The organism is uncultured Nostoc sp., from assembly GCF_937863485.1.
Taxonomy (GTDB): Bacteria; Cyanobacteriota; Cyanobacteriia; order Cyanobacteriales; family Nostocaceae; genus Nostoc.
The window spans coordinates 1-13,000 of record NZ_CALMFY010000175.1 but is presented as its reverse complement, the minus strand read 5'-3'; the positions used below and the strand labels follow the sequence as shown (position 1 = coordinate 13,000).

At 42.6% G+C, this 13,000-nt stretch carries 15 protein-coding genes; 4 read left to right on the top strand and 11 right to left on the bottom strand.

What is annotated here, in order from left to right; all coding sequences use genetic code 11:
- Positions 1–136 precede the first annotated feature (136 nt).
- A complete protein-coding gene (locus Q0541_RS23575) occupies positions 137–541 on the bottom strand; it encodes a response regulator (RefSeq protein ID WP_298916260.1) in 405 nt (134 codons plus the stop codon).
- 622 nt (positions 542–1,163) lie between these two features.
- Here Q0541_RS23575 and Q0541_RS23570 point away from each other — a divergent pair.
- Positions 1,164–1,310 (top strand): hypothetical protein, encoded by a 147-nt coding sequence (locus tag Q0541_RS23570; RefSeq protein WP_273767081.1) that lies wholly within the window; start codon positions 1,164–1,166, stop codon positions 1,308–1,310.
- 93 nt (positions 1,311–1,403) lie between these two features.
- Here the strand turns inward: Q0541_RS23570 and guaA are convergent, their stop codons facing one another.
- Both guaA and cbiD read right to left on the bottom strand, forming a co-directional pair.
- Positions 1,404–3,026: a glutamine-hydrolyzing GMP synthase gene (guaA, locus tag Q0541_RS23565; protein WP_298916254.1), complete on the bottom strand. Its 1,623-nt coding sequence runs from the start codon at positions 3,024–3,026 to the stop codon at positions 1,404–1,406.
- A 227-nt stretch (positions 3,027–3,253) separates the two neighbouring features.
- Positions 3,254–4,366, bottom strand: a complete 1,113-nt coding sequence (cbiD, locus tag Q0541_RS23560) for a cobalt-precorrin-5B (C(1))-methyltransferase CbiD (RefSeq protein WP_298916249.1) — start codon at positions 4,364–4,366, stop codon at positions 3,254–3,256.
- Between the two features lie 291 nt (positions 4,367–4,657).
- On the opposite strand from cbiD, the gene Q0541_RS23555 reads away from it, so the two are divergent.
- Positions 4,658–5,461: a hypothetical protein gene (locus Q0541_RS23555; protein WP_298916246.1), complete on the top strand. Its 804-nt coding sequence runs from the start codon at positions 4,658–4,660 to the stop codon at positions 5,459–5,461.
- Positions 5,462–5,551: 90 nt separating this feature from the next.
- Here Q0541_RS23555 and Q0541_RS23550 read toward each other — a convergent pair whose 3' ends face one another.
- The 8 genes from Q0541_RS23550 to Q0541_RS23515 all read right to left on the bottom strand — a co-directional run bounded on the left by Q0541_RS23550 (position 5,552) and on the right by Q0541_RS23515 (position 9,217).
- Positions 5,552–5,803, bottom strand: a complete 252-nt coding sequence (locus Q0541_RS23550; RefSeq protein WP_298916243.1) for a hypothetical protein — start codon at positions 5,801–5,803, stop codon at positions 5,552–5,554.
- 67 nt (positions 5,804–5,870) lie between these two features.
- Positions 5,871–6,203: a DUF5615 family PIN-like protein gene (locus Q0541_RS23545; RefSeq protein ID WP_298916240.1), complete on the bottom strand. Its 333-nt coding sequence runs from the start codon at positions 6,201–6,203 to the stop codon at positions 5,871–5,873.
- Entirely contained in the window at positions 6,200–6,424 is a 225-nt protein-coding gene (locus Q0541_RS23540; protein WP_298916237.1) for a DUF433 domain-containing protein, read from the bottom strand. Before Q0541_RS23540 ends, Q0541_RS23545 begins: the two co-directional genes overlap by 4 nt.
- A gap of 35 nt (positions 6,425–6,459) precedes the next feature.
- The gene (locus tag Q0541_RS23535) at positions 6,460–6,711 is read right to left on the bottom strand and encodes a hypothetical protein (RefSeq protein ID WP_298916234.1); all 252 of its coding nucleotides are present in this window, start codon (positions 6,709–6,711) and stop codon (positions 6,460–6,462) included.
- Positions 6,698–6,886: a hypothetical protein gene (locus tag Q0541_RS23530; RefSeq protein ID WP_298916231.1), complete on the bottom strand. Its 189-nt coding sequence runs from the start codon at positions 6,884–6,886 to the stop codon at positions 6,698–6,700. Before Q0541_RS23530 ends, Q0541_RS23535 begins: the two co-directional genes overlap by 14 nt.
- Before the next feature lie 38 nt (positions 6,887–6,924).
- Positions 6,925–7,221, bottom strand: coding sequence for a hypothetical protein (locus Q0541_RS23525; protein ID WP_298916228.1), 297 nt, complete (start codon positions 7,219–7,221; stop codon positions 6,925–6,927).
- Between the two features lie 36 nt (positions 7,222–7,257).
- The gene (locus tag Q0541_RS23520) at positions 7,258–7,854 is read right to left on the bottom strand and encodes a DUF3177 family protein (protein ID WP_298916225.1); all 597 of its coding nucleotides are present in this window, start codon (positions 7,852–7,854) and stop codon (positions 7,258–7,260) included.
- A 1,117-nt stretch (positions 7,855–8,971) separates the two neighbouring features.
- A complete protein-coding gene (locus Q0541_RS23515; RefSeq protein WP_298916222.1) occupies positions 8,972–9,217 on the bottom strand; it encodes a Calvin cycle protein CP12 in 246 nt (81 codons plus the stop codon).
- Positions 9,218–9,586: 369 nt separating this feature from the next.
- On the opposite strand from Q0541_RS23515, the gene Q0541_RS23510 reads away from it, so the two are divergent.
- Entirely contained in the window at positions 9,587–10,816 is a 1,230-nt protein-coding gene (locus Q0541_RS23510; RefSeq protein ID WP_298916219.1) for an FIST N-terminal domain-containing protein, read from the top strand.
- A 383-nt stretch (positions 10,817–11,199) separates the two neighbouring features.
- On the top strand, positions 11,200–12,945 hold the full coding sequence (kdpA, locus tag Q0541_RS23505; protein WP_298916217.1) for a potassium-transporting ATPase subunit KdpA: 1,746 nt from the start codon (positions 11,200–11,202) through the stop codon (positions 12,943–12,945).
- The last annotated feature ends 55 nt before the right edge of the window (positions 12,946–13,000 follow it).

Genomic DNA, 13,000 nt, shown 5'->3' with positions numbered 1-13,000 from the left:
CCTTAATGGATTATTGTCGGTTTGAGGTACTTCAAAAACTGAGATGCTCCCCAAAGAGTTCTTGCGTAAGTCCTGTTATCATTGCGATCGCTAGTCAACTAGAGGGGATGCAATCGCTCATAAAATAATCTTTGTGTTAACTCTTATAAGAAGCGACTAAATTTGCGACGATCGCAACTAGTTCTCCTGGGTCAACCGGTTTAGCCACATGAGTCTGAAAGCCCGCTTCCAGGGCACGGCTACGATACTCGCTATCGCCATAGGCAGTTAAGGCAATAGCGGGGAGTTTTCCCCAAATATCAGGCTTCAGCGCCCGGATCTTGCGGATAAGAGTGTAGCCATCTTCACCAGGCATCGCAATATCACAAATCAAGACATCAGGTTGCAACTCAGGTAGTACTTTCAATGCTATCGCTGCCGATGCAACTGCCATGACAGTGGCTCCATCTGCTTCCAACACGGTAGTAATGTAAAAGCGGCTATCGTCATCATCATCAACTACGAGGATGTTTAAGCCAGCAACGGGAAGAGCAGGTTCCATAACATCTCCATTAATGTTGATCAAATGAAAGTTATTTCTAATCAGTCGCTTGTTTTTTCTCAGTGACCACACCATTGGTAATTTTACTGCGATCGCGCCTATTTTTCTAAGCAATAATTCAATTTGTCCAGCCACATCCAATTGATGGTTAATTATTAGCTAGCATTTATAATTATTGACTGGATAAAATTATGTTGTTATTTAAATTCCTTTACATTTTAAAAATCCATTTTAACAAATAGTTGAAGTTTCAGAATAATTTTCATAATTACTCACAAAATTTACAATATTTAAATTTTGGATAATGGAATTGTTGGCGGAGCCTATCGTAGAGAAGATTCTTGTGTTCCATTATTTAATGCATGTTTGATACTTGCGAATTTAAACGCGAGAATAATTCTATTTTTCCATTATCCAAATATTTTTTGACAAGCAAGTGACTTGATTGCTGGGGTCAATCTAAATTCTATTTTTCCATTATCCAAAATTGGTTGACTACTTTCTTATTAATAGGTTTGGATTTTGATGGAGGCTTTTAAAATCAATACGCTTGGGTTAAGACTCGATCCTCTTTAACCCACGCCACTTGCTCACAGGGGTCTCTCCAAGTAGAACAATTGGCGTGGAAACCCCCAGACGCTCTCTACCAGACCAAGGCGTAGCATTAGAGCAAGCCTTAAAAAGGGGAGCCACTGCGGTCTTTCCAACGCCAAGGAAGCGTCTCGTTCGCTTGCTCCTGGTGCGGATGCTGCGCGAACAAACTTTTTAAATTTTGAATTTTGAATCTTTCAATTCCAAAATCCAAAATTTAAACATTGTAAATTCGGTGATCAGCTTTTAGTTAAGTAAACTCAAAACTTGATTACTCCCATTCAATGGTTCCAGGTGGCTTAGAGGTGATGTCATAAACCACCCGATTCACCCCTTTCACTTCATTCACAATCCGAGTAGAAATCACTTCCAGGACATCGTAAGGGACTCTGGCCCAATCAGCAGTCATGCCATCTTCACTGGTCACAATTCGCAAGACGATGGGGTAAGCGTAGGTACGCCGATCCCCCATAACGCCAACACTACGAATTGGCAGCAAGACAGCAAATGCTTGCCAGAAATCATGATACATGCCGCGTTGGTTAATTTCTTGCCGGACAATCAAATCAGCATCGCGCAAAATATTTAACCGTTCAGATGTGACTTCCCCCAGGATGCGAATTGCCAAACCAGGACCAGGAAAAGGTTGCCGTTGGACAATTTCTTCTGGTAAACCAATGGAACGCCCAACTTTGCGGACTTCATCTTTAAATAGTTTCCGCAGTGGTTCCACCAATTTAAATCTTAAGTCTTTGGGCAAACCGCCAACATTGTGATGACTCTTAATTTTCACCGCTACCCGCTCACCAGTTTGGGGATCAACGTTGGTGTCAGCAGATTCGATCACATCTGGATAAAGAGTCCCTTGAGCCAGATAGTCAAAGTGGCCGAGGCGCTTGGATGTTTCCTCAAATACGCTGATAAATTCGTGTCCGATGCGGCGGCGTTTTTCTTCAGGATCTGTAATATTGGCAATTGTAGCTAAAAAGCGATCGCGGGCATTCACATACTCTACAGGAATGTGAAACTGTTCTCGGAACAGCTTTACCAATCGCTCTGGCTCATACTTTCGCATAAAGCCTTGATCGATAAATACGCAAGTTAGTTTCTCACCAATCGCTTTATACAGCAAGAAGGCCAGAGTAGAAGAATCCACTCCCCCAGATAGCGCCAACAGCACCCGCTTATCGCCAACTCTGGTGCGAATTTCCTCAATTGCCTCTTCGACAAAAGCCGCTGTTGTCCAAGTGGGTTCGCAATCGCAGATATGGTAGACAAAATTACGGATTAATGCTATACCGCCAATAGAATGCACCACCTCTGGATGGAATTGAACGCCGTAAAGTTTCTTTTCGTGGTCGGCAATGGCAGCACAGGGAGTATTTTCTGTATGTGCCAGCAATTCAAACCCTGACGGCATTTGGATAACTGAGTCTCCATGACTCATCCACATGGTGATGCCATCTTCGACATTAGTGAGCAAATCTGTGGGATCATCAATATATAATGATGCTTTGCCGTACTCACCTCGGTCAGCCTTTACCACTTCCCCACCGAGTTGGTTTACCATTAGCTGCATCCCATAGCAAACACCCAAGACGGGTATTCCCAAATTCCAGATTTCTGGGTCACAATGGGGAGCTTTATCACCATAAACCGAACTCGGGCCACCAGAGAGGATGATTCCCTTAGGATTAAGTTGGCGCAAATGTGCAGAAGAAGTGCGATAGGACAAAACTTCAGAGTATACTTGAGTCTCGCGAATGCGCCGGGCAATCAACTCAGAATATTGAGAGCCGAAGTCCAGAATTACAATCAATTGACGATCAAGCCGCCCAAAATCTTCCAATGTTTGGGGGGCTTGTTCTGTTGGTAGAGTCACCGCTGTATTCATGACGGGAAGTTATATCTGTTAAGGATAAATAGATGCTTTGTGGTCTATGGTGATGCTATTATTCAGCCTACATAGGCTGATAATGGTATAGAAGCCCTAGACAAACGCGAGGTTATGTGCGTTTGTCTAGTCCCGGAGGCGGAGATGGTATGAAAACGATAAATCTACCCTAGAGTGGTTACTTAAAAGATTATTTATTTGGATTGTTTACGATTATTCATAATAAATTAACATAATTTTCCCATCAACAGACCAGCAGTTTTACTCTTCACGATAATTTTGCGATCGCGATCAAACAGGATAGAGCCACAGACTGTTACTCCTGTAGTGCTTTCCCTATGGCTTTGGATGTATTCTTGGGAACGAACATCGATAGTTTCGGCGATCGCAGTATAAACTTGATTTACCCAATCACTGCCTGTGGAAGCATCTAGCGATTTTAGATATGTTAGTGCAACTTCCGCAGTCGCACTGTTAAACACAGCTTGGATATCTGGTGATTTTAAACCAGCGATCGCACAGTGCGCTGCCAAAATTTCCCGGCGTCCATCAGCCAAGTAGTGATGGGTGTGAAAAATCCCTCCAGCCAGTTTCATCAGCTTACCGTGATAGCCAAATAATAATATTTCTTTTACACCTAGCACATCAGCTTCTACTAACATTGGGCCAAGCCAGTTAGCAGTTTTGACCAATTGTTCAGGATTAATCCCTAGTTTACGCGCCAAATCTAGGCCATTCTCGCCGATACAGAATACTAAACTTTCAAAACGACTAGCTTTATTTTGTAATTCCGCCCGAAAAACTGCAAGCTGATCTGGTGTACTTAAGGGTTGAGAAATGCCGGTTGTGCCTAAAAGGGAAAGTCCTTCAACCACACCAAAAGCAGAATTTGAAGTCCGAACAGCAAGCGATCGCCCTTCAGGTAGAATAATCGTCACCGTAATTTTTTGCCCCGGTGATAGCATCCGTTGCAAATTCTCGCGTAAAAGCCTTTGAGCATAAGCATAAATAGCAGGCTTGTCATCAGCATTTAATTGCCTGCCAATTCCTTCCCCTCCTTTAATAATTACTGTCTCCCCTGCTTCCCTCCACTCCACCAATGCCCAAATTGGTGTATTTTTAGTCAAATCGAGATTATCACCAGGATCGCTGCGGGTAATTGCTAAAGCTGTATTCTCCGATAATCCTGCTACCTGTTCAATGGGGATTTCGGCTATTTGAGCGGGTTCAATCAAATCTATAGATGCTAAAGTTATGGGTTGGCGATCGCGTAACCAATGTAAAGCTGCAACAGCAGCAGCACAGGCAAAGACGGGAAGTGTGTATCCAGAACGGGACATTTTTTAAATTCAAAAGTCAAAAGAATTCTTCAAAATTGTTCGCGCAGCGTCTCGTAGAGAAGACAGTTTCAGATGGCAATTTAGACCCAAACTGTAGCTTGCTTCCTTAAGGGTAACGGCAAAATGCAACGGCGGCAGATAATCTCGGCAACCCCAACAGCAGCTTTCATCCGTCCGCCGCCATGAAATGTTAGCCTGCTACCGCAACATGATTTGAGATTATCAACCCAGTAGTCATCATGTAGCCTACGTTAAACTCGATACTAAGATGAGTTGAGGTTAGTATTCACGATGGGTCAGGCTTGGAACAAAGTACAGAAGCATCGACAGGCAAAAAGTAAGCTTGCTGAGTTGATGAGTAAAGCTGATCAAGTCATTGTTATTCACTACTCCTGTGAAAGTTTCTACGACATACTTGATGGCTCATCGCCAAGAATTACGTCCCTTGCTGTTCGGAACCTAGAATCTGGTCAGACTACCTCTTTTTCAATTCATCAGGTAGCAGAACGAGAAGGGTACTCAGCAAGTGACTTAGAACAACACTATGATCAATTAGAGAAACTGATGCTAGATGAGTTTTTTGACTATGTAAACCGTCATGGATCTCATATCTGGCTTCACTGGAATATGAGGGATATAAACTATGGTTTTCCAGCGATCGCACATCGTTACAAGGTTCTTCAAGGCGATCCCGAAGAAATTAACGAATCCAAGTTAGTTGATTTATCTCGATTACTCATCGCAATCTATGGTGTCGGCTACATTCAACACCCTCGCTTAACAAGCCTGGTTGAGAAAAACTCCATAACACATAGAGATTTTTTGGATGGTAAGACTGAGGCGGATGCTTTTATTAATAAGCAATACGTGAAACTTCACCAATCAACTCTAAGGAAGGTTGATGTTCTTGCCAATATAGTTGAACGTGCTGCCGATGGCTCACTCAAGACAAACTCTAATCGTAAAGATATTTATGGAAATTACCTTACAGCCTTTATTGAACTGATCAAAGAAAACCCAATTATAAGCGCAGTCGTAGGAGTAATCGGTTTTGTGAGTAGTGTAGCTGGAATAATTGCTTTGTTTGTGAAATAACCGAATTGGATTGCTATCCCACAGATAACATTGTAATAATGTCGTGGTAATTCATAAAAAAGTACATAACCTTTCTTTGTCCATCACAGATCACTCTTGGTCAGTCGGCTCCAAGGTAGTATTAGCCTGCTGGCTATTGCTTCTTGCTGCTTCTAGCTTTTGGCGAATCGCTGCTTGAACCTTCTCATCAAAATCGGGATCGTTGGGGCTTGCAACAATCCTACGCGGACGCTGATTAATCCTGTCCAAATATGCTTGAAAAGCAGCTTGATCTCCACGATGCTTGAGAAAATACTGTTTCAATTCAACATCAGACATTGAATCGTAATTAATTCGGCTCATCAGACACCTCTCTGTTGGGTAAAATTCGGAATTCAATTTCTTCGTCATACCCTGCCGTATTTTTAACCTACGCTAACACCAAAATACTTTCCACTTCGCTATTTCCAAACTGGCTGATTATACCAAAGTTATCTCGTAGGATTTGGACAATTTTAGAAGTTGGGCTGTTGCCAATACGGAGATAGATAAATTTGGGTGGATGACCATAGAGAAGACTGCGCTGATGAAAATCAGAATCTTTGGAAGCAATTACGAAATCGTGTGCTTTAGCGTACTCCCAGATAACCACATCGTCTGTGTTGATTAACCCTAAAGTTTTAACGTGTACTGAATTAGGATACAAATCTACAATCTGTGAAATAATCCGATCAGATAGATTTTCGTCTAGAAGCAGTTTCACAGGGATACCACAAATAACTTCTTCTCACGATCGGCAGCAAAAGCTAGACACGCTTTGATGTCTTCGGAAGTTAATTCAGAAAAATCTTCTAGGATTTCTGCTTCAGTCATTCCGCCCGCAAGATACTCCAAAATATCATAAACAGTGATTCGCATTCCCCGGATACAGGGTTTTCCACTGCGTTTTCCAGGATCAATCGTAATAATGTCGTGGTAATTCATAAAAAAGTAGATAACCTTTCTGTGGCTCTCAAAGATCACTCTTGGTCAGTCGGCTCCAAGGCAGTATTAGCCTGCTGACTATTGCTTCTTGCTGCTTCTAGCTTTTGGCGAATCGCTGCTTGAACCTTCTCATCAAAATCGGGATCGTTGGGGCTTGCAACAATCCTACGCGGACGCTGATTAATCCTGTCCAAATATGCTTGAAAAGCAGCTTGATCTCCACGATGTTTGAGAAAATACTGTTTCAATTCAATATCAGACATTGAATCGTAATTAATTCGGCTCATCAGACAACTCTCCGTTGGGTAAAATTTGGAATTCAATCTCTTCGTCATACCCAGCAAGGATGTATACATTACGAGTCCGATTTTCAACACAAATGAGGTATATGGGTTGAAGCATGATATACGTCAGTTGATAGCTAATACGATACAAACTTGCTACTTGAGCAGCAGTAGGCATTTTAGTTAATTACACCAATATCACGAATTAGTAATTAGTCAAACACCTACTTCTAATAATAGAGCTTCCATAGCTTCCCAAGAGAGTTCTTGTTGAATATAACGGGGTGCTTCAGGATTATAAGGACTGGCTACTCGGTCAATATTAAGGATGTTTGCCCCATCTGGTATAACTGGTACATCTGGATCAAATGCCGTTGGACGCATCAAAGAACTGGAAAAGCCTTTGAAAATAGCAATTGTATCTTGCTCCTCGGCAATTTCCACTGTTACAAGTAGCACTTCTTGGGGACGTTTAGCGGTGTATTGTTCCAGTCGCTTGCCAATGGAATTCATTTTTTTAAGAGTAGGGGTACGGTGGCGCAGCGACGGTTACTGTGGTGTGGCTGAACGTCCCTGCTTGCCCAGCTTAATCAGAACAAAATAGCTTAAGTAAAGCACATAAATTACTAAACTAATTATGCCAAGAAAACCTAAAAACTCAGCTTTGCTATTAGCATGGAAATATTCTTTGAATAGCAACGGAGCCTCGAACCAGACGCGACAATAGGGAGTCTTAAGCATATTGCCAGAAAAAGCACAACCCAAAAAAGGGATAAAGGCTAGTGTACCCAAAATACAATAAACAGTTGTAGCCCAGCGCCAAGAGGTAAAAATCAATTTCAAAGAGCCACTGGTTTGATACTCAATTTCATCGTTGAGATCCACCCAGAACCACAGCGAAATCGGGATTAAAATCCGAGCTATCAACCCAGAAATAAAGCTAACTGGATACTGAGCAATCATTAAGTAAATCGTGATTGCCACCAAGCTTGATACCTGCCAGTATATACTCAATAAGCGTTGTATACTTTCTGCTTTTTGCACAAATGCCCAAATCAGAAGAATTAGCGGAATAATTACCAGGAATAATACTGCCAGTCGGTAATCAATCCAGACGAAAGGGCGAAACCAAATATTATAGTCCATTGTTTTTCTCAAACGCTAAATAAAACATTTTTAACCAAGAGCAACTATCCATAACTGACAAACCTCTAAGCTATTAGCTAGCTAGTAGTCTATCTATATTAGATAACAGTTTAATCAAAGCACAAAGCTCAGTGTCTTGCCTCAAAACTGCGCTCTAACTTCTTTGTACAAGCAAGTGGCTCCCCAACTCATAAGTAGATGGATCTAAATAAATATAATAGGACTTACGCACACTCTACGATTCTTCTCTTCTCTACGAGACGCTGCGCGTTGGCGTTGGCGGAAGCCTCTGGCAGATATGGCGGTAGTTTGCGGCAAGCCACTACGTGTCTACGATAAATTAAGCTTTTTGGCAATTTTTGCGTAAGTCCTATTAAGAATAGTTCGTCATTGCGTACTCCTTTGGAGAATCCGAACGCGAGTGCGTCTCTGCCAGGAGAAGGGTACAAAGTGTTCGCGGTAGCGTCTTGTAGAGTTGCGATCGCAAAGACTAAGATTGCAACTCTACAAGACACTAGGCGTAGCTTGCTTCCCCGTAGGAGTACACTCCACTGCGTTACGTACTCTACAGTCAGGCTTACGCCAAGGCAATGACATTTTATATTTCATTTCGCCCAACTCATACCATTTCACGAAATTTATACTATAAATACGTTTGTAGGGGCATACATGTGTACGCCCCTACAGCCAATTCATTTGTTACAAAGATTTCTGGAAAAGGTATTACATGGTACAATGCTTAACTCATTTTCCTTAATCTCTCTATTTAGCAAAAAACAAGCAACTCAAAGATCCTCAACTTAGATTTTGCACCTACCTGTAGTAGCATCAGGGAGTCTGTTCAAAACCCACCCACCAACTACAAACTCGGCACTCCCAGACAAAACCCCAACTTTTTTGGGTATAAAGGTTTCCTTATAAGATAAAAAACTCTCAAAGTTTAACCCTTATACATCCGTAACTTTAGATATTTCACCAATTTTCCACCCGTTGGAGAAAATGATCAAAGAGGGAGAGTGGGATTTGAGGCGGGAGTGAGGTGAAAGTGCGACATTTGAGTAAGTAAATCCTGGATGCTTGCTGACCAAATGAACAGAAAATTCACTTGCCTGAATTTTTAGTCGTCGTAAACCCGGCATTCAATTGCATCTGGGTTGTCATCACAATACTGTTCTAGAGAGTTTTTTGGCTTGCTTTGGCGCTTGTGGGAAGCTTCGGCTTGCAATTCTTCTACTGCATCCCATGCAGCAGCACACTCTGGTGAGTTGCTACCGCTAGTATCACAGACAGTACGCGCTTGTTCGACTTCTTCTTGAATTTTCTCTTGGATACCGCTCTTTGTTGTTTCTTGGATGTTAGTCATTGCTTTAGTCTCGTTGTGTGTTGTTAATACCAGTATAGAAAAATTAAGAATGGGAGATTTTGGCTTGATTACTAACCATTCTAACCACTTAGCTCATAAGTTAGTATTTTAGCCTATTGATTTATAACCAATACAGGAAACTGCTGCATCTATAATGCATTCATCTTTAATTTTTTAAGATTTTGTGGAATCAGTACTAGAGATAAACAATCATACAATATATTTAGATGCATCTATTAGGGAATGACAACCCCAGCTTCTTGGGATGGAGGAGACAAAGGGCTGGGGCTAATTCTTGTAAGATGCAATTCTTCCCAAAAGAAAAAATCAAAACCTACTAGCCTAAAAAGAGAAAGAAGCTCAAAACTCATGGCAGACCAAATGCAGTGGGCAAACGCCCTATCAACCCGTCATTCTTTGGAAGCCGCTGTTACAGATGTGGTGGAACGAGCTGTCTCATCATTAACAGCACCTGCGGATCTAGGACTGGTATTCATTTCGTCTGCTTTTGCGAGTGAGTATTCCCGACTGTTACCGTTGTTAGCCGAAAAACTTTCTGTGCCTGTGCTAATTGGCTGTAGTGGTGGAGGTGTGATTGGGACGACAGTTAGCGGAGAAACCCAAGAACTAGAAACTGAACCAGCTATCAGCTTGACTTTGGCACACCTTCCAGGAGTGAAGGTTCAAGTCTTTCATATTGTTGCTGAAGAATTACCTGACTTAGACAGTTCACCAGATGCTTGGGTTGATTTGATCGGTGTGCCAGCATCACCGACACCCCAGTTCATCTTGCTGTCTAGTTCTTTCGCCTCTGGAATCAACAATTTGTTGCAGGGACTGGATTTTGCTTATCCAGGATCGGTGATAGTGGGGGGACAGGCTAGTGGTGGGGGTATGGGTGGTCGTGTTGCCCTATTTCGTAACGATGCTGACGAACACCAAAACTTGTATCGCGAGGGCACTGTTGGTATAGCTTTGACTGGCAATATTGTTTTGGAAACGATTGTAGCCCAAGGATGCCGACCGATTGGCAAACCATTGCAAGTCACAAAAGCCGATCGCAATATTATTCTGGAGTTAGATGATAAAGTCCCTCTGATGGTATTACGGGATTTGATTGCCAGTCTCAGCGAAGAAGAACGGACTTTAGCACAGCACTCTCTGTTTGTTGGTGTGGCAATGGATGAATTTAAGCTGGCTTTGCAGCAAGGAGACTTTTTAATTCGTGGTATTCTTGGGGTCGATCCAGCAGCTGGGGCGATCGCAATTGGCGATCGCGTCCGTCCTGGCCAAAGACTGCAATTTCACCTACGCGATGCTCAAGCCTCTGCTGAAGACCTAGAATTACTCCTCCAAAGTTATCAACACCAAAGAGATTCTGAACCCTCTGCCGTAGCTGCCTTGATGTTTACCTGTCTGGGGCGAGGTGAAGGACTATATGGTAAACCCAATTTCGATTCTGAACTATTTCGGCGCTACATTAACGATATTCCTGTAGTCGGCTTTTTCTGTGGTGGTGAAATCGGCCCTGTTGGTGGCAGAACCTTCTTACACGCCTACACTTCAGCATTTGGAATTTGTCGCCAAAATCAGTTATGAATTATGAATTAGACTCCTGACTCTATAGCAATCCTATCTGAATTTAATTCAAATTCGCGGTGTTTAGATCCCCGACTTCTTAAAGAAGTCGGGGATCTGACTTTTCACGAATGATTTAGGATTGCTATATATTTGCAGATATATATCGAGATAAACGCTCTGAAGACTTGTATATATAGAGAAATATATTCCTTGTATAGACTAGTTTAAATATTAATTTATACCTTGTGTTATTTAACTAAAAGCTCCATGATTGAGAAAGTACATAGTTTTAGGTGAGTTAATAATTAATGCAAATAGACTTCATTATTTTTTCTGATTCATGGCAAGAAAATATCTAATATTAATCTGAAATTTATTCATGTTGGAGTTCGACTAATCCAATGCTAGAAGGATGGATTCAAATTGTATTAACGCTACTAATTGTAGTAGCGTTTACTCCCCTTTTTGGGCGCTACATGGCGCGTGTCTACCTAGAGCAAAATACTTTTCTCGACCCAATTTTAAATCCGGTTGAGCGAGGGCTTTATGCTTTGGTTGGCGTTAAAACCAAAGAAAACATGACCGGCTGGCAGTATGGGCGGGCAATCCTGTATAGCAACGTAGTAATGGGGTTGCTGATTTTCTCTATCATCATGAATCAGGGATGGTTACCACTCAACCCCACGGGGATAAATGCCCCAACTTGGGACACAACGCTACATACTACTATTTCCTTTATTACTAATACCAACCAGCAGCACTATTCTGGTGAAACCTACATGAGCTATGCCAGCCAAATGTGGGGACTTGGTTATCACATGTTCACCTCCTCTGCTACTGGTTTGGCAGTAGGAATTGCTTTTATTCGGGGATTGACGGGTAGACCGTTAGGCAATTTTTATGTAGATATAATTCGCTCGATTACCCGAATTTTGCTGCCTATTTGTATTGTGGGTAGCATTGCCTTGATGGCAGCTGGCGTTCCAGAAACCCTGGCGGGTGCAGTTGTATTCCCGACCTTGGAAGACCCGAATATTAGTCAGGCGATCGCTCGTGGCCCAGTTGCCCATTTTGAAATTATCAAGCAATTAGGGGAAAACGGTGGCGGCTTTTTCGCCATCAACTCGGCACACCCCTTTGAAAATCCCAACGGATTTTCTAACTTAATTCAGATTGTGGCAATGCTTTCGATTCCCACTTCCCTGATCTACACCTACGGCTTGTTTGCAAATAACACTAAACAAGCCTGGTTACTCTACAGCATGATCGGTGTAATTTTTCTCGGATTTCTGATTGTTACCGCTATTGGGGAATACAACGGCAATCCGGCTGTAAATACGCTTTTGGGCAGTCAGCAACCGAACTTAGAGGGTAAAGAAGTCCGGTTTGGTTGGGCAGAATCGGCATTATTTGCAGTAAGTACAACTGCAACCATGTGCGGAGCCGTCAACAGTTTCCACGACTCCTTCATGCCGATCAGCGGTTTTATTTTTCTCTCTAATATGTTCCTGCAAATCATCTGGGGTGGACAGGGTACAGGAACAGCTTACTTGTTTGCCTATAGCATCCTGGCAGTATTCGTCACAGGTCTGATGGTGGGACGCACGCCAGAATTTCTGGGACGCAAGATTGAAAAACGCGAGGTAGTGCTTGCTAGCTTCCTAATTTTGCTGGTTCACCCGATCGCAATTTTAATTCCGGGGGGAATCGCCTTAGCTTTTCCTGACCAACTGGCGGGGATTAGCAATCCCGGCTTTCATGGCTTTTCTCAGGTGATCTACGAATATGCCTCAGCTGCTGCTAATAACGGCTCTGGGTTTGAAGGTTTAGGCGATTCACAACCATCTCCTTTTGCGATCGCCACGGGCGCAAAAACCACTGCAACAGCCCTGTGGTGGAACTTGAGTACCTGCTTCAGTTTACTAGCTGGCCGCTATATTCCAATTTTGGGTTTGCTGTTTTTAGCAGATAGCATGTCCCGCAAGCAAGCTGTTCCCTACACCACTGGTACATTACGAACCGATACTGGACTATTTACAGGCGTTACCGCAGGCGTAATTTTAATCTTGGGCGCACTTACATTCTTCCCAGTACTTGCGTTAGGCCCCATCGGTGAAGCCTTCTTTATCGCCAAAGGCATTGGCTAGTACCGCAAGGCGGAAGTCAAAAGTCAAAAGTCAAAAGTCAAAAGTCAAAAGTATT